The organism is Stenotrophomonas sp. B1-1 (assembly GCF_010894375.1).
In the GTDB taxonomy this organism is placed as follows: domain Bacteria; phylum Pseudomonadota; class Gammaproteobacteria; order Xanthomonadales; family Xanthomonadaceae; genus Stenotrophomonas.
Genome location: NZ_JAAIUZ010000009.1, coordinates 49,688 through 64,236, shown reverse-complemented (window position 1 = coordinate 64,236; position 14,549 = coordinate 49,688). Strand labels below are relative to the sequence as shown.

13 protein-coding genes are annotated in these 14,549 nt (G+C 68.8%); 7 read left to right on the top strand and 6 right to left on the bottom strand.

The window, feature by feature from the left end; all coding sequences use genetic code 11:
• Positions 1 to 59: 59 nt before the first annotated feature.
• The 6 genes from recG to G4G00_RS07555 form a co-directional block, all read right to left on the bottom strand.
• Positions 60 to 2,171, bottom strand: coding sequence for an ATP-dependent DNA helicase RecG (gene recG / locus G4G00_RS07580; protein WP_164272304.1), 2,112 nt, complete (start codon positions 2,169 to 2,171; stop codon positions 60 to 62).
• A gap of 7 nt (positions 2,172 to 2,178) precedes the next feature.
• Complete coding sequence (locus G4G00_RS07575) at positions 2,179 to 2,565, bottom strand: RidA family protein (RefSeq protein ID WP_108750974.1); 387 nt, start codon at positions 2,563 to 2,565, stop codon at positions 2,179 to 2,181.
• A 131-nt stretch (positions 2,566 to 2,696) separates the two neighbouring features.
• Positions 2,697 to 4,853 carry a bifunctional (p)ppGpp synthetase/guanosine-3',5'-bis(diphosphate) 3'-pyrophosphohydrolase gene (locus G4G00_RS07570; protein ID WP_108750975.1) on the bottom strand — a complete coding sequence of 719 codons (2,157 nt, stop codon included), beginning with the start codon at positions 4,851 to 4,853 and terminating at the stop codon, positions 2,697 to 2,699.
• 105 nt (positions 4,854 to 4,958) lie between these two features.
• Positions 4,959 to 5,258 (bottom strand): DNA-directed RNA polymerase subunit omega, encoded by a 300-nt coding sequence (gene rpoZ, locus G4G00_RS07565; RefSeq protein ID WP_108750976.1) that lies wholly within the window; start codon positions 5,256 to 5,258, stop codon positions 4,959 to 4,961.
• A 110-nt stretch (positions 5,259 to 5,368) separates the two neighbouring features.
• Positions 5,369 to 6,034: a guanylate kinase gene (gmk, locus tag G4G00_RS07560; protein ID WP_108754034.1), complete on the bottom strand. Its 666-nt coding sequence runs from the start codon at positions 6,032 to 6,034 to the stop codon at positions 5,369 to 5,371.
• Positions 6,031 to 6,891: a YicC/YloC family endoribonuclease gene (locus tag G4G00_RS07555; protein WP_108750978.1), complete on the bottom strand. Its 861-nt coding sequence runs from the start codon at positions 6,889 to 6,891 to the stop codon at positions 6,031 to 6,033. The genes gmk and G4G00_RS07555 overlap by 4 nt, the downstream gene beginning before the upstream one ends.
• A gap of 128 nt (positions 6,892 to 7,019) precedes the next feature.
• Between G4G00_RS07555 and rph the strand changes: the two genes are divergently transcribed.
• From rph to pepQ, 7 genes are all read left to right on the top strand, one after another.
• Positions 7,020 to 7,745 (top strand): ribonuclease PH, encoded by a 726-nt coding sequence (gene rph / locus G4G00_RS07550; RefSeq protein WP_108750979.1) that lies wholly within the window; start codon positions 7,020 to 7,022, stop codon positions 7,743 to 7,745.
• Positions 7,742 to 8,131 (top strand): VOC family protein, encoded by a 390-nt coding sequence (locus tag G4G00_RS07545; protein ID WP_108754036.1) that lies wholly within the window; start codon positions 7,742 to 7,744, stop codon positions 8,129 to 8,131. The genes rph and G4G00_RS07545 overlap by 4 nt, the downstream gene beginning before the upstream one ends.
• Positions 8,128 to 8,724: an RdgB/HAM1 family non-canonical purine NTP pyrophosphatase gene (rdgB, locus tag G4G00_RS07540; RefSeq protein WP_164272301.1), complete on the top strand. Its 597-nt coding sequence runs from the start codon at positions 8,128 to 8,130 to the stop codon at positions 8,722 to 8,724. Before G4G00_RS07545 ends, rdgB begins: the two co-directional genes overlap by 4 nt.
• A gap of 27 nt (positions 8,725 to 8,751) precedes the next feature.
• Entirely contained in the window at positions 8,752 to 9,984 is a 1,233-nt protein-coding gene (gene hemW, locus G4G00_RS07535) for a radical SAM family heme chaperone HemW (protein WP_108754038.1), read from the top strand.
• 105 nt (positions 9,985 to 10,089) lie between these two features.
• Positions 10,090 to 12,375, top strand: a complete 2,286-nt coding sequence (locus G4G00_RS07530) for a DUF1631 family protein (protein WP_164272298.1) — start codon at positions 10,090 to 10,092, stop codon at positions 12,373 to 12,375.
• The gene (locus G4G00_RS07525) at positions 12,372 to 12,746 is read left to right on the top strand and encodes a PilZ domain-containing protein (protein WP_108754040.1); all 375 of its coding nucleotides are present in this window, start codon (positions 12,372 to 12,374) and stop codon (positions 12,744 to 12,746) included. Before G4G00_RS07530 ends, G4G00_RS07525 begins: the two co-directional genes overlap by 4 nt.
• Positions 12,747 to 12,821: 75 nt before the next feature.
• Positions 12,822 to 14,153: a Xaa-Pro dipeptidase gene (gene pepQ, locus G4G00_RS07520; protein WP_164272295.1), complete on the top strand. Its 1,332-nt coding sequence runs from the start codon at positions 12,822 to 12,824 to the stop codon at positions 14,151 to 14,153.
• Positions 14,154 to 14,549: the final 396 nt, after the last annotated feature.

The window sequence follows — 14,549 nt, the reverse complement described above, 5'->3', positions numbered from 1 at the left end:
GGCATCGCGAGGCATGGGGTCAGAGCCCTTTGCTGCGCAAAGGGATCTGACCCCGGGGCTTATGCCGAGGCGTAGCGTACGGCGGTGCCGATCCAGCGCTGCACCACGCGGTCGGCCAGCGCGGGCTGCTGGGCCAGCAGGCGCTCGGCCAGGTCGTGTACGCCCGGCAGCAGGCCGGCGTCGCGGGCCAGGTCGGCAATGCGGAAACCGGCCAGGCCGGTCTGCCGGGTGCCCAGCAGTTCGCCGGGGCCACGCAGTTCCAGATCCTTTTCGGCAATGACGAAGCCATCGTTGGTTTCGCGCATGGTCTGCAGGCGCTCGCGCGCCATCTGCGAAAGCGGCGCCTGATACAGCAGCACGCAGCGCGACACGGCCGTGCCACGCCCTACCCGCCCGCGCAGCTGGTGCAGCTGGGCCAGGCCCAGACGCTCGGCGTTCTCGATCACCATCAGCGAAGCGTTGGGCACGTCCACGCCCACTTCGATCACCGTGGTGGCCACCAGCAGATCGATGTCGCCGGCCTTGAACGCCACCATCGTCGCCAGCTTTTCCGCAGCCTTCAGCCGGCCATGCACCAGCCCCACGCGCACGCCCGGCAGCAGCGCCTGCAGCGACTCGTAGGTGGCCTGCGCCGGCGTGGCATCCAGCTCTTCGCTTTCTTCGATGAGGGTGCACACCCAGTACACCTGCCGGCCTTCCTGGCAGGCCAGGGCGATGCGCTCGATCAGTTCCGGGCGGCGGTCGTTGTTCAGCGCCACGGTCTGCACCGGGGTGCGGCCGGGCGGCAGTTCGTCGATGGCCGACACATCCAGATCGGCATATTCGGACATGGCCAGCGTGCGCGGAATGGGCGTGGCGGTCATCACCAGCTGGTGCGGCACGCTGTGCGCGCCTGCGCCCTTGTCACGCAGCGCCAGGCGCTGGTGCACGCCGAAGCGGTGCTGTTCGTCCACGATGGCCAGCGCCAGATCCTGGAACACCACCGCGTCCTGCATCAGCGCGTGGGTGCCGACCACCACCTGCGCCTCACCATTGGCCACCTGCTCGATCACCTTGGCGCGCGCCTTGCCGGTCACCTTGCCGGCCAGCCAGGCAATGCGCACGCCCAGCGGTTCCAGCCAGCCGCGCAGGTTGTTGAGGTGCTGTTCGGCCAGCAGCTCGGTGGGCGCGGCCAGGGCGACCTGCTTGCCCTGCTCCACCGCCAGCATGGCGGCCAGCGCGGCCACCACGGTCTTGCCCGAACCCACATCGCCCTGCACCAGCCGCAGCATCGGACTGGGCCGCGCCAGGTCTTCGCGGATCTGCTTGAACACCCGTGCCTGCGCGCCGGTGAGGGCGAACGGCAGCTGCTTCAGCAGGGCCTTGGCCAGCTTGCCCGGGCCTGCCAGCGGCGGCGCGTGGTGCGCCTGCAGGGCAATGCGCTGGCGGCGCAGACTGAGGTGGTGGGCCAGCAGCTCTTCCATCGCCAGGCGGCGCTGCGCCGGGTGCGTGCCAGCGGCCAGGGCGGCCAGATCGGCATCCGGCGGCGGCCGGTGCACGGTCAGCAGCGCGCTGCGCAACGACGGCAGGCCCAGGCCATCGAGCCAGCCACTAGGCAGCAGCTCCAGCGTGTCTTCTTCGGGAAGGCGGTCCAGGGCCTGGCCGATCAGCTTGCGCATCGTCATCGGCCCCACGCCTTCCACGGTGGGATAGACCGGGTCCAGGCGATCGCCGAGGTCGGGATCGTCATGGCGGCCCAGCACCTGGTAGCTGGGGTGGACGATTTCCAGGCCCAGGTGGCCCGGTTTCGGCGTGCCGAAGCAGCGCAGCCGGTTGCCCACTGCGAACTGGCCCACCTGCTGCTGGCGGAAGTGGAAGAAGCGCAGCACCAGCGTGCCGCGGCCTTCATCTTCCACCGCCACCTTCAGCATGGGCCGGTGGCGCATGCCGCGTTCGACCGCCACCACGCGCACGTCCACCTGCGCCGGCACGCCGTTGCGCAGGTCTTCGATCAGGGTCAGGCGGGTACGGTCTTCATAGCGCAGTGGCAGGTGCAGCCACAGATCCTGCAGGGTGGCCAGGCCACGCGCCTGCAGTTTGGCGGCCACGGCCGGGCCCACGCCGGCCAGCATCGCCAGGGATGCTTCGCCGGACGGTGACAGTGCCGGGGTGACCGCCGCCTTGCGTGCCACGTGGCGGTCAGTCGATGACCATCACCGCGTCGACCTCGAAGTTGGCGCCCTTCGGCAGGCCCGAGACTTCGATGGTGGAACGGGCCGGGAACGGGGCCTGGAAGTAGTCCTGCATGACCGCGTTGACCTTGGCGAACTCGCCCAGGTCAGTCAGGTACAGGCCCAGACGCACGACCTTGTCCAGCGAACCACCGGCGGCTTCGGCCACGGCCTTCAGGTTGTCGAAGGCGCGGCGGGCCTGCGCTTCGATATCGCCGGCACCGACGATGTCACCGGTGGCCGGGTCCAGCGGAATCTGGCCGGAGAAGTACACGGTGTTGCCGGCGCGCACGGCCTGCGAGTACGGGCCGATGGCGGCGGGTGCCTTTTCGGTGTTGATGATCTGGCGGGACATGGTCGCTCCGGTGCTTTGGGAAAACAGAGCGGTGATTGTACCGGGTGGGGATGCATCCACGCATGGCGCGGATCTACGGCCATGGGGTCAGAGCCCTCTCCGTTGGAGAGGGATCCGACCCCAGGTGTGCGTTACTGGCGGCGTACCGACTGCACCACCGACAGGCGGCGCAGGCGGCGCATCACTTCGGCCAGGTGGTTGCGGTCGCGTACCTGGATGTTGAACGCCAGCACGGCGGCGTTGAAGTCGCGGTCCAGGTAGTCCACCCGTTCGATGTTGGAGTGGCTCTGGGCAATCGCGGCGGCCAATTGCGCCAGCACGCCGGTGCCGTTCTCCACTTCCACCACCAGGGCGGTGTCGTAATCGCCGGACACGGTGGTGTCCCAGCCGATCGGCACCCAGCGTTCGGGCGACTTGCGCAGCTCGGCCAGGTTCGGGCAATCCATGCGGTGCACCACGATGCCCTTGCCGGCGGTGTGGTAGCCCATGATCTCGTCGCCGGGAATCGGCTGGCAGCAGCCGGCGAAGGTGACCACGCCGCGCTCGCTGCCGTTGATCAGGATCTTTTCCTGCGAATGGTGGCGCGGGCCGCCACGCAGTTCGGCGTAGGACATCAGCGCCTGCGCGGCCTGGGTCGGCATCCAGTTGCCCAGCGCCACTTCGGCCAGCAGCGCTTCCAGGCGCGGGTAGCGGTGCTCGGCCAGGAAGGCATCCAGGCGGCCCTTGGGCAGGCGTTCCAGCGACGAATCCATCGCTTCCAGCGCGCGGTCCAGCATGCGATGGCCCAGCTGCACGGCGTCTTCGTGTTCCAGCTGCTTCAGCTGGTGGCGGATGGCGGTGCGTGCCTTGCTGGTCACCACGAATTCCAGCCACTGCGGCTTGGGCGTGGCCGAACGCGCGGTGATGATTTCCACCGACTGCCCCGACACCAGCTTGGTGCGCAGCGGCACCAGCTTCTTGTCCACCCGCGAGGCCACGGCCATGTTGCCCACGTCGGTGTGCACGGCGTAGGCGAAATCCAGCGCGGTGGCGTTGCGCGGCAGGGCCAGGATCTTGCCCTTCGGGGTGAACAGGTAGACCTCGTCCGGGAACAGGTCGACCTTCACGTTGTCGAGGAATTCCAGCGACGAACCAGCCGCGCGCTGCGAATCGATCAGTTCCACGATCCAGGCATGGGCCCGGCTCTGCGCGCTGTTGGGGGTGTCGCCGCCGAACTTGTAGGTCCAGTGCGCGGCCACGCCGCGTTCGGCGATCAGGTCCATTTCCTCGGTGCGGATCTGCACTTCGATGGGCGAACCGTAGGGCCCGAACAGCACGGTGTGCAGCGACTGGTAGCCGTTGGCCTTGGGAATGGCGATGAAATCGCGGAAGCGCCCGTCAAGCGGTTTGAAGGTGGCGTGCACCGCGCCCAGCGAGTGGTAGCAGCTGGGCACGCTGCGCACGACCAGGCGGAAGCCGAACACGTCCATCACCTGGTCGAAGGATTTGTTCTCGTCGCGCATCTTGTTGTAGATGCTCCACGGGGTCTTGATGCGGCTGACCAGGCGGTGTTCCAGGCCTTCTTTGGCCAGCCGCTGCGACAGCTGCACTTCCACCTGCGCCATGGCCTCGCGGCGCACCACCGGCTGGCTGCGGATGTGTTTTTCGATGATCGCGTGGCGCCACGGGTACAGCGCCTTGAAGCCCAGGTTCTGCAGCTCGCTCTTGACCAGGCTCATGCCCAGGCGCTGGGCGATGGGCGCGTAGATTTCCAGCGTTTCGCGGGCGATGCGGCCGCGCGCTTCGCGGCTCTGCGCGCCCAGCGTGCGCATGTTGTGCAGGCGGTCGGCCAGCTTGATCATGATCACGCGCAGGTCGCGCGACATCGCCAGCAGCATCTTGCGGAAGCTTTCGGCGGCCGCTTCCTGGCGGTCGCGGAACTTCAGCTTGTCCAGCTTGGTCACGCCATCCACCAGCTCGGCCACGGCTTCGCCGAACTCGGCAGCCAGTTCCTCGCGGGTCAGCGGGGTGTCTTCGATGGTGTCGTGCAGGATCGCAGCGATCAGCGCTTCCACATCCAGGCCCAGCTCGGCCAGCACCTGGGCCACGGCCACCGGGTGGGTGATGTAGGGTTCGCCCGACTTGCGCGTCTGCCCAGCATGTGCCGACGCACCGACTTCCCAGGCCCGGCGCAGCAGCGGCAGCTGCTCGGGGGGCAGGTAGTGGGCGGCGCGTTCAAGCTGGAGGACGTAATCAGGTACGGCCGCGGCGGTGGGCGCGGCTACCTTGGCAGTGGGGCCTGGGTTCATGCCCGAAGCCTATTCCAGCGCGACGTTTACGGCAAACCCTGAATGCGAAACAGCCCGCACGGGGCGGGCTGTTCGGCTGTCCAGCAATGACCTTGATCGATGCGATCAATCGTCGTTCTTGGACATGTCTTCGTCGGCAACCACTTCGGCGGCGGCCCATTCCAGCGCTTCGCGCTCGGCACGCTCGCGCTCGGCCTTCTCGACTTCGTCGATCAGCGCGTTGTCGATCTTGCGGGCGGCGATTTCGCGCAGCGCCAGCACGGTCGGCTTGTCTTCGGTTTCGCTGTTGTCCAGCGTGGCCTGCACGCCATTGGCGAGCTGGCGGGCGCGCTTGGAGGCCATCATGACCAGGTCGAAACGGTTGTTAACGACTTCCAGGCAATCTTCTACGGTAATGCGGGCCATACGGGCTCCCGGCGACCGGTCGGCCGCTCAGTCGAATGAGGGAAAGGGGACGGAGTGTACGGCCAGGGGCTGGACAAAATCAAGCCAACCCCTGGCGGAGCCTTTTGGAATCAGTCAGTTGCGCCCGAATCCGGGGTCAGCAGGGCCTGGATCAGGCCGGCATGGCGGACCTTCTGGGCCTCCCGGCGCAGGCGGCTGGCGGTGAAGATGGCGCACAGCTCGTTCACTGCCGTGTCGAAGACTTCATTCACGATCACGTAGTCGAAGTCGTTGAAGTGCAGCATTTCCTCGCGCGCCGCACCCAGCCGCTGGGCGATCACCGCCTCGCTGTCCTGGCCGCGCTTGCGCATGCGGTCCTGCAGGGCCTGCTTGGACGGCGGCAGGATGAACACCGTCACCGTGCCGGGCACCAGCTGGCGCACCTGCTGCGCGCCCTGCCAGTCGATCTCCAGCAGCACGTCCTGGCCGGCGGCCAGCTGCGGTTCCACCGACTGCCGGGCGGTACCCTTCCAGTCGCCGTGCACCCAGGCGTGCTCGAAGAAATCGCCGGCGGCGATCATTTCCTCGAACTTCTCCGCGCTGACGAAGTGGTAGTGCTCACCGTTCACTTCGCCCGGGCGCATGGCGCGCGAGGTGAAGGAGATCGACAGCGCGATCTGCGGGTCGCGCGCCAGGGTGGCGTTGACGATGCTGCTTTTGCCGGCGCCGGACGGCGCGGCCACGATGTACAGGGTGCCGCGCGCGGGCGCGCCGATGGGGGTGGGCTGGCTGCTCATTCGATGTTCTGCACCTGTTCGCGGATCTGGTCGATCAGCACCTTCAGTTCCACCGCCGCGTTGGAGGTGCGGCTGTCCACCGACTTGGAACCCAGGGTGTTGGCTTCGCGGTTGAATTCCTGCAGCAGGAAATCCAGGCGGCGGCCGACCGGCTCGCGCTGCTTCAGCACGCGGCGGATTTCCACGATGTGGCTGCCCAGCCGGTCCAGCTCTTCATCCACGTCCAGCTTCTGCAGCCACATGACCAGTTCCTGCTCGGCGCGGCCGGGGTCGACCGGGTGCGGCAGGTCGGCCAGGCGGGCGGCGAGCTTGGCGCGCTGCCCGTCGCGAATGGCCGGAATGAGCGTGCGCACTTCGGCGGCGATGCGCTCGATCGCGTCCACGCGCTCGGCAATGGCGGTGGCCAGCTTGTCGCCTTCGCGCTCACGGGCGGCCACGAAGCCGTCCAGCACCTGCTCCAGCAGGGCCAGCGCTTCCACCTGCAGGGCGGCGGCATCGGTGGCCTCGCCCTGGGTCACGCCCGGCAGCTGCAGCAGCTCGGTGAAGCTGACCTGCAGGTTGGGGAAATCCGAGGTGAGGCGGTGCGCCAGCTGGCCCAGCTGGCCCAGCAGCGCTTCGTTCACCTGCAGGCTGGCAGCGGCTTCGGGTGCGCGCAGGCGCATCACCAGGTCCAGCTTGCCGCGGCTCAGGCGCGCGGCGATGCGTTCGCGCAGCTGCGGTTCCAGCGCACGCAGTTCCTCGGGCAGGCGGGTGCCCACTTCCAGGAAGCGGTGGTTGACCGAGCGCAGCTCGCAGCCCAGCGTGCCCCAGGCCGTGGCGCGCTCGCCACCGGCATAGGCCGTCATGCTTCGAATCATCAGCGTTTCCGATGCTCTCAAAGGGGGAATGGTACCCTAGCGGCCCTATTCGAGCCTCCCTGCCTGCCCCTGACGGGTGCGGGCATGGCGGCGTACCTGCCTGTCTTACCCTCCAGGGAATTCGCACCATGTCCGATGCCCGCCCCAGTGGCCGCCAGCCCGACCAGCTCCGTCCGGTCGTCATCCAACGCGGTTTCACCCGCCACGCCGAAGGCTCGGTGCTGGTCTGCTTCGGTGAAACCCGCGTGCTGTGCACCGCCAGCGTGGAAAACCGTGTGCCCGGCTTCCTGCGCGGCAAGGGCGAAGGCTGGGTGACCGCCGAGTACGGCATGCTGCCGCGCGCCACCCACACCCGCAGCGACCGTGAAGCCGCGCGCGGCAAGCAGGGCGGCCGCACGCTGGAAATCCAGCGCCTGATCGGCCGCAGCCTGCGTGCCTGCGTGGACCGCAACGCGCTGGGCGAACGCACCATCACCCTGGACTGCGACGTGCTGCAGGCCGACGGCGGCACCCGCACCGCCGCCATCACCGGTGCCTACGTGGCCCTGGTCGATGCGGTGAACGTGCTGATGAAGCGCGGCGACATCAAGCGCAACCCGATCCTGGGCGCGGTGGCTGCCGTGTCGGTGGGCGTGTACCGCGGCACCCCGGTGCTGGACCTGGACTATGCCGAAGACAGCGACTGCGACACCGACATGAACGTGGTCATGAACGATGGCGGCGGCTTCATCGAACTGCAGGGCACCGCCGAAGGCCATGCCTTCCGCCGCGATGAACTGGATGCGCTGCTGGGCCTGGCCGAAAAGGGCGTGGGCGAACTGCTGGCCGCGCAGCAGGCGGCGCTGTCGGCATGAACCGGCGCATCGCCCTGACCACCCTGGTGGTGGCCGACTACGACGAAGCCATTGCCTGGTACACCGGCAAGCTGGGCTTTGCCCTGCTTGAGGACATCGACCAGGGCAGCAAGCGCTGGGTGGTGGTCGGCCCGACCGACGGCAGCGCCGCCGCCCTGCTGCTGGCCCGCGCCAGCAACGAGGAGCAGCGCAGCCGCATCGGCAACCAGACCGGCGGCCGCGTCGGCTTCTTCCTGAACACCGACGATTTCCGCCGCGACCACGCCGCCATGCTGGCCGCCGGGGTGGAATTCCTGGAAGCCCCGCGCGAAGAACCCTATGCCACCGTTGCGGTGTTCCGCGACCTGTACGGCAACACCTGGGACCTGCTGGAGCCCCGCGCATGAAGACGCTCGTGCTTGCCAGCCACAACGCCGGCAAACTGGTGGAAATGCAGGAGATCCTGGCCGACCTGCCGCTGCAGATCACCTCGGCGGCCGAGCTGGGCCTGGGCGATGTGGACGAAACCGGCCTGACCTTCGTCGAGAACGCGCTGCTGAAGGCACGCGCCGCCTGCGAGGCCACCGGCCTGCCGGCGCTGGCCGATGATTCGGGCCTGATCGTCGATGCCCTGGGCGGCGCGCCCGGCCTGTACAGCGCGCGCTATGCCGGCCACCCGACCAACGCGGCGGCCAACAACGCCAAGCTGCTGCAGGCCATGGCCGATGTGCCCGATGGCCAGCGCAGCGCGCGTTTCTATGCGGTGATCGTGCTGCTGCGCCACGCCACCGACCCGCAGCCGCTGATCTGCGAAGGCCGCTGGGAAGGGCAGATCATCCGCGAACTGCGCGGTACGAATGGCTTTGGCTACAACCCGGTGTTCCTGGACACCACCCACGGCCTGACCGCCGCGGAAATGGAGCCGGCGCTGAAGAACGCGATCAGCCACCGCGCACTGGCCCTGCAGCAGCTGAAGCTGCAGCTGGCTGCCGCTCTCTGACCCACACCCGCACGTAGTTCTGCCGTCATGTCCCACGCCCACGATCACTGCAACCACCTGCCCGGCGAAGCCTGCGACGGCGACCACGGCCACCCCGCACCGGTGCGGCTGGTGCCGCCGCCGCTGTCGCTGTACGTGCACCTGCCCTGGTGCGTGCGCAAATGCCCGTACTGCGATTTCAACTCGCACCAGGCCAAGGGTGAGCTGCCGTTCGAGGCCTACATCGACGCCCTGCTGCGCGACCTGGACCAGGATCTGCCGCTGGTCTGGGGCCGGGTGGTGCACAGCGTGTTCTTCGGCGGCGGTACGCCCAGCCTGTTCCCGCCCGAGGCCATCGATCGCTTCCTGCAGCAGGCCAGCGCGCGCCTGCGCTTCGCGCCCAATGCCGAAATCACCCTGGAAACCAACCCGGGCACCGCCGAACACGGGCGCTTCGACCGCTACCGCGCGGCAGGCGTGAACCGGCTCAGCTTCGGCATCCAGAGCTTCGACGATGCCGCGCTGAAGCGACTGGGCCGCATCCACGACAGTGGCGAGGCCGAGCGCGCGGTGAAGATGGCCCAGGACGCGGGCTACGACAACTTCAACATCGACCTGATGTACGCGCTGCCGGAACAGACCCTGGCCGGCGCCGAGGCCGACCTGGAACGCGCGTTCGCCCTGCAGCCGGCGCACATCTCGCACTACCAGCTGACCCTGGAACCGAACACGGTGTTCTTCGCGCGGCCGCCGCAGGGCATTCCCGATGAAGACAACGCCTGGGACATGCAGGAGCACTGCCAGGCCTTGCTGGCCCAGGCCGGTTACGGCCAGTACGAGGTCAGCGCCTATGCCCGCCCCGGTCGGCAGAGCGCGCACAACCTGAACTACTGGCGCTTCGGCGATTACCTGGGCATCGGTGCCGGCGCGCACGGCAAGATCAGTTCCGGCGCCGAAGAACACGTGCTGCGGCGCTGGAAGGTGAAGCACCCGCAGGCCTACCTGGACAGCGCCGGCACCCCGGCCTCGTTCGGCGGTGACGAGGTGATCGCCGCCGAACGCCTGCCGTTCGAGTACATGCTGAACCTGCTGCGCTTGCACGAAGGCTTCAGCCTGCGCGATTTCGAATCGCGCACCGGCCTGCCACGCAGCGTGCTGGACGCCCCGCTCGCCCAGGCCCGCCAGCGCGGCTGGCTGCAGGTGGCCGACGGCCATGTGCAGCCCACCGAGCTGGGCCGGCGCTTCACCAACGATGTGGTGAGTCTGTTCCTGGAAGATTGATCGGGCGCTCTGGATGGCGCCAGGCAATGCCCGGCGGCTGGCGCCCTGCCCTGCCGACACGGTAGATTGCCGTAACGATCCGCGGGAATCCGGAACCCCTCGTCGATGTCTGCCGTTTTTTCATTGTCCAGCGCGGACACCGCGCGCCTGGCCGCCGCCGACCTGCCACCGCGGGTACGCGAGGTGCTGGGCGCGTTGATCGGCCTGTGCCACCACACCCTCACCGCGCCGTTGATCCTGACGGTGGAGGCGCTGGAACAGACCCTGCTGCACGACGCCGACCACGCGCGCAATCCGCAGCAGCAGGCCGACCTGCTGGCCCAGCGCGGGCAACTGCACGCCTTCGCCGGGCACTTCAGCGAGCGCATGCTCGATGCCCTAACCGATGCACTGGTGCGCTTGCGCGAACCAGCCGCAGCACCCGCGGCGCCGGCAACGCCGCCGCCGCTGCCGGCCATGATGGGCCTGTCGCTGGTTGCCGAACACGAGGTGGACCGCGACCTGCTGCTGGTTGAAATGGTGCGCAGGGAAACCCTGCGCTCGGCCAATGCGCTGAACCTGCTGGGCCAGCGCATGGGCGTGCTGGCCGCCGCGCCGGCCTTCGATGCGGAAACGCTGCCGCTGGCACCGCAGGCGCTGTGCGCGATGGTGCGCCGCCTGGCTGAACGCGATGGCCTGAGCATGGAGGTGCAGCTGGCGCTGTACCGCAGCTTCGAGCGCCAGTGCCTGGAGCGCCTGGGCGATACCCTGGACCGCGCCAACGCGCTGCTGGCCCAGCACGGCGTGCTGCCCGGCCTGGTCTACACCCCCTATCTGGCACGCTCGTCGGCCACCCGCCGGGTGATCACCCGCTCGGTCGGCCACGAACGCAGCGGACGCCCCGCGCCGCGCACGGTGACCCCGATGACCGGCTGGGGTGGTTCGGCACCGGCCGGTTCGTGGTCGAACCTGATGCAGGACGCCTTTGCCGGCGCCGATGCGGCGGCCGCCGGGCTGACCGTGCCGGCCAACACCGTTCTGCACGAACTGCTGCAGCAGGCCCGCCGCCTGCCGGCGCAGCCGCTTGCCCTGGAACCGGCCGCGCTGCCCACCGCCGCGGTGGATGCCGTGCTGGCGCGCCTGCAGGGCCAGGCCAGCGCCGCCACCAGCGTGACCGACCTGCAGGGCGCCCTGCTGGCCCAACTGCGCAGCGAACATGGCGCGCAGGCACAACTGGCCGGGCACGACCGCGACAACCTGGACCTGCTGCGGCTGCTGTTGCAGCAGGTCCAGCAGCAACAACGGCCCGACCCGGTGCCCGCGGCCCTGCTGGCGCGCCTGCAGGTACCGCTGGCCCGCGCCGCCATGGCCGACCCGGCCTTCTTCGTGCGCGACGAACACCCGGCGCGCGAACTGCTGAACACCGTGGCTGAAGCCGGCGCACGCTGGCTGGGCGACGACGACGTGGACCCGCAGCTGCTGCAACGGCTGGCGCAGAGCGTGCAGGGCCTGCTGGGCCAGGATGCGCGCACGCCGGAAGCATTTGCCGCCGCCAACGAGGAAATCCAGCAGCACCAGCGCGCCGCCGCGCACCGCGCCGAACTGGCCGAACGCCGCCACGTGGAAGCCGCACGCGGCAAGGAACGGCTGGAACTGGCCCGGCGCGAAGCCACCACCCAGATCGACCAGTGGTGCCAGGCCACGCAGCCGCCGCGCTTCGTGCAGACCCTGCTGCGCCAGGCCTGGGCCGATGCCCTCACCCTTACCCGCCTGCGCCACGGCGAAGATTCGCCGCAATGGCGCGAGCGCCTGCAGCAGACCGAGCGCATCGCCACGGTCACGGCCGCACCGGCCAGCGCGGCCGGCATGACCGACGCACCGCTGGCCGCCGATGTGGAAGCGGCGCTGCTGCAGGTGGGCTACCACGCCGACGAAGCCGCCGCCGTGGCCCGTCGCCTGGCAACCCCGGGCGGCGAAGACGAAAGCACCTCGCGCACGGAACTGAGCGCGCGCCTGAAGGCACGTGCTCGCCTGGGCGAACAGAACGACGGCAGCGCCGACAGCCAGGCCGACGCCGGGCGCAGCGCGCGCAGCGACAGCGAGGAAGCCTGCTACCAGCAGCTGGTCACCCTGCCCTTCGGCAGCTGGTTCGACATCGACGTGGGCGACGGTGCGCAACGGCGCCAGCGCTTGTCCTGGTACAGCCTGCTGACCGGGCACGTACTGCTGGTGAACGCCCGTGGCCAGAAGATCGGCGAAACCACGCTGGATACGCTGGCGCGGCAGATGGCCGGCGGCCAGGCCCAGCTGGTCACCGAAGAAAAGGGCCGCCTGGTGGACCGCGCCTGGCAGGCCAGCCTGTCGGCGCTGCGTTCGCTGGCCAGCCGCCTGAACCCGGAGCCCAAGGCATGAGCACGCAACCGCCCGTGGATACCCGCCGCGCCCCGCGCCGGCAGGTGGCCGACCTGGTGCCGGTGACCGACCAGATGCGCGACGCCGTGATCGGCCGGCTGGGCAATGTTTCCGAAACCGGCATGCTGATGCTGGCCAGCACTGGCCTGCGCGAGGATGCGCTGTACCAGCTGCGCTTCCCGTTGGCGCTGGGCGATGGCCGCAATGAAACCATCGACGTGGGCGTGCACCTGCTGTGGAGCGAGCCGGCGCACGTACCGGGCCAACACTGGGCCGGCTTCCGTTTCCTGACCCTGTCACGCGAGCACCGCCAGCTGCTGCGCGGCTGGATCGGCGAAGACAACGATCAGGCGCCGGTTTCGACAGGCTGAGTGCCGGTTCCGGCACAGCGGTTTTTCGCCGTATGCGGCAGAATCTAAGGCCGTTTTCCGTGTCGAGCCACCGCAATGATCCAGCAAGACCCCGGCGCCCTGTATTCCGACCACCTGGCCGTGCTGTGCCGACGCGCCGAACAGGCGCTGGCGCGCGGCGGTTTCGCCCATCTGGTGGTGCCCAGCGGCACCCTGCATTACCAGGTGTTCGACGATCGTGACTACCCGTATGCGGTGAACCCGCAGTTCAAGGCCTGGCTGCCGCTTACCCGGGTGCCCAACAGCTGGGTGGTGTTCACCCCCGGCAAGCGCCCGGCGGTCATCTTCCACCAGCCCTTCGACTACTGGCACGTGGTGCCCGATGCCCCCAGCGGCTGGTGGGTGGAGCACTTCGACATCCACATCATCCGCACGCCGGACGAGGCGCTGGCCCTGCTGCCGGCCAACCCGGCCCGCTGCGCGATCCTGGGTGAGCCGCAGAGCGCGCTGGGCGCCTACGTGCCGAACAACCCGGCGCCGGTGCTGAACTACCTGGAATGGCACCGCGCCTACAAGACGCCGTATGAAGTGGCCCTGATGCGGCAGGCGCAGGTACTGGGCGTGCGTGGCCACCGCGCCGCCGAGGCCGCGTTCCGCAACGGTGCCGACGAATTCAACATCCACATGGCGTACTGCCAGGCCGTCGGCCAGGATGCCAACGAACTGCCCTACGGCAACATCGTGGCACTGAACGAACACGCCGCCGTGCTGCATTACACCGAACTCGGCCGCAAGGCACCGCAGCCGCTGCGCAGCTTCCTGATCGATGCCGGCGCCAGCGCCCTCGGCTACGCCAGCGACATCACCCGTACCTACGCCGCGCACGGCCACGACGAGTTCGCCGCAATGATCGATGCGGTGGACGCGGCCCAGCAGCAGATGTGCGCGGCCGTGCGCGCCGGCTTCGACTACAAGCAGCTGCACGTGGACGCGCACCTGTCGCTGATGGGCGTGCTGAAGGACTTCGGCGTGATCAAGGTTTCGCCGCAGACCGCACTGGAAACCGGCGTCAGCGCCGCGTTCTTCCCGCACGGCATCGGCCATCTGATCGGCCTGCAGGTACACGACGTGGCCGGCTTCGCGGCCGGCGAAGACGGCGGCCGCATCGAGCGCCCGGCCGGCCACCCCTACCTGCGCCTGACCCGCGTGCTGGAACCGGGCATGGTGGTGACCATCGAACCGGGCCTGTACTTCATCGACATGCTGTTGAACGAAGTGAAGGCAGCCGGCCATGGCGATGCGATCAACTGGGACCGTGTGGATTTCTTCCGCCCCTACGGTGGCATCCGCATCGAAGACGAAGTGCTGTGCACCGAAGGCAACGCGGACAACCTGACCCGCCCGGAGTTTGCGGCAGCCAACGGCTGAGCCCCTCGTGGCTGGGCGCTGGGTGCGGCGGGATTACTGATATCTGGCCGGGCGGATGGGCTGCGCAGGGGACGCTGCAAGTACATCCATGTAAGCTCGGTCGCCGCATCCATGCGGCTCACGCCCCTGCGCAACCCATCCGCCCGGCCACGGACAATTTCCGTGCGCGTCCAGCCACGGAAAAGAAAAAGAAAATCAAGAGCGGGTCGCTCGCTGCGCTCGCTCTGTGTCGACCAAGGTCGACACCTACCAACGGCCGCGTGAACCAACACCGCACGTTCCAAGAATCGCCGTTACCAACAGCCGCGTGAACCTGTCGAAGGCGGGGCACTGCGGGTTTGCGGGGTGTGAGCCGCATGGATGCGGCGACCAAGCCCCCATGGACGGGTTTACGGC

Bases quoted from the DNA above. Each gene is read 5' to 3' on its own strand.
- hemW (WP_108754038.1), top strand. From the start codon at position 8,752: ATGTCCCACGCCCACGATCACTGCAACCACCTGCCCGGCGAAGCCTGC.
- G4G00_RS07570 (WP_108750975.1), bottom strand. From the start codon at position 4,853: ATGAACCCAGGCCCCACTGCCAAGGTAGCCGCGCCCACCGCCGCGGCC.
- G4G00_RS07555 (WP_108750978.1), bottom strand. From the start codon at position 6,891: ATGATTCGAAGCATGACGGCCTATGCCGGTGGCGAGCGCGCCACGGCC.
- pepQ (WP_164272295.1), top strand. From the start codon at position 12,822: ATGATCCAGCAAGACCCCGGCGCCCTGTATTCCGACCACCTGGCCGTG.
- rdgB (WP_164272301.1), top strand. From the start codon at position 8,128: ATGAAGACGCTCGTGCTTGCCAGCCACAACGCCGGCAAACTGGTGGAA.
- rpoZ (WP_108750976.1), bottom strand. From the start codon at position 5,258: ATGGCCCGCATTACCGTAGAAGATTGCCTGGAAGTCGTTAACAACCGT.
- G4G00_RS07530 (WP_164272298.1), top strand. From the start codon at position 10,090: ATGTCTGCCGTTTTTTCATTGTCCAGCGCGGACACCGCGCGCCTGGCC.
- gmk (WP_108754034.1), bottom strand. From the start codon at position 6,034: ATGAGCAGCCAGCCCACCCCCATCGGCGCGCCCGCGCGCGGCACCCTG.
- G4G00_RS07525 (WP_108754040.1), top strand. From the start codon at position 12,372: ATGAGCACGCAACCGCCCGTGGATACCCGCCGCGCCCCGCGCCGGCAG.
- rph (WP_108750979.1), top strand. From the start codon at position 7,020: ATGTCCGATGCCCGCCCCAGTGGCCGCCAGCCCGACCAGCTCCGTCCG.
- G4G00_RS07575 (WP_108750974.1), bottom strand. From the start codon at position 2,565: ATGTCCCGCCAGATCATCAACACCGAAAAGGCACCCGCCGCCATCGGC.
- G4G00_RS07545 (WP_108754036.1), top strand. From the start codon at position 7,742: ATGAACCGGCGCATCGCCCTGACCACCCTGGTGGTGGCCGACTACGAC.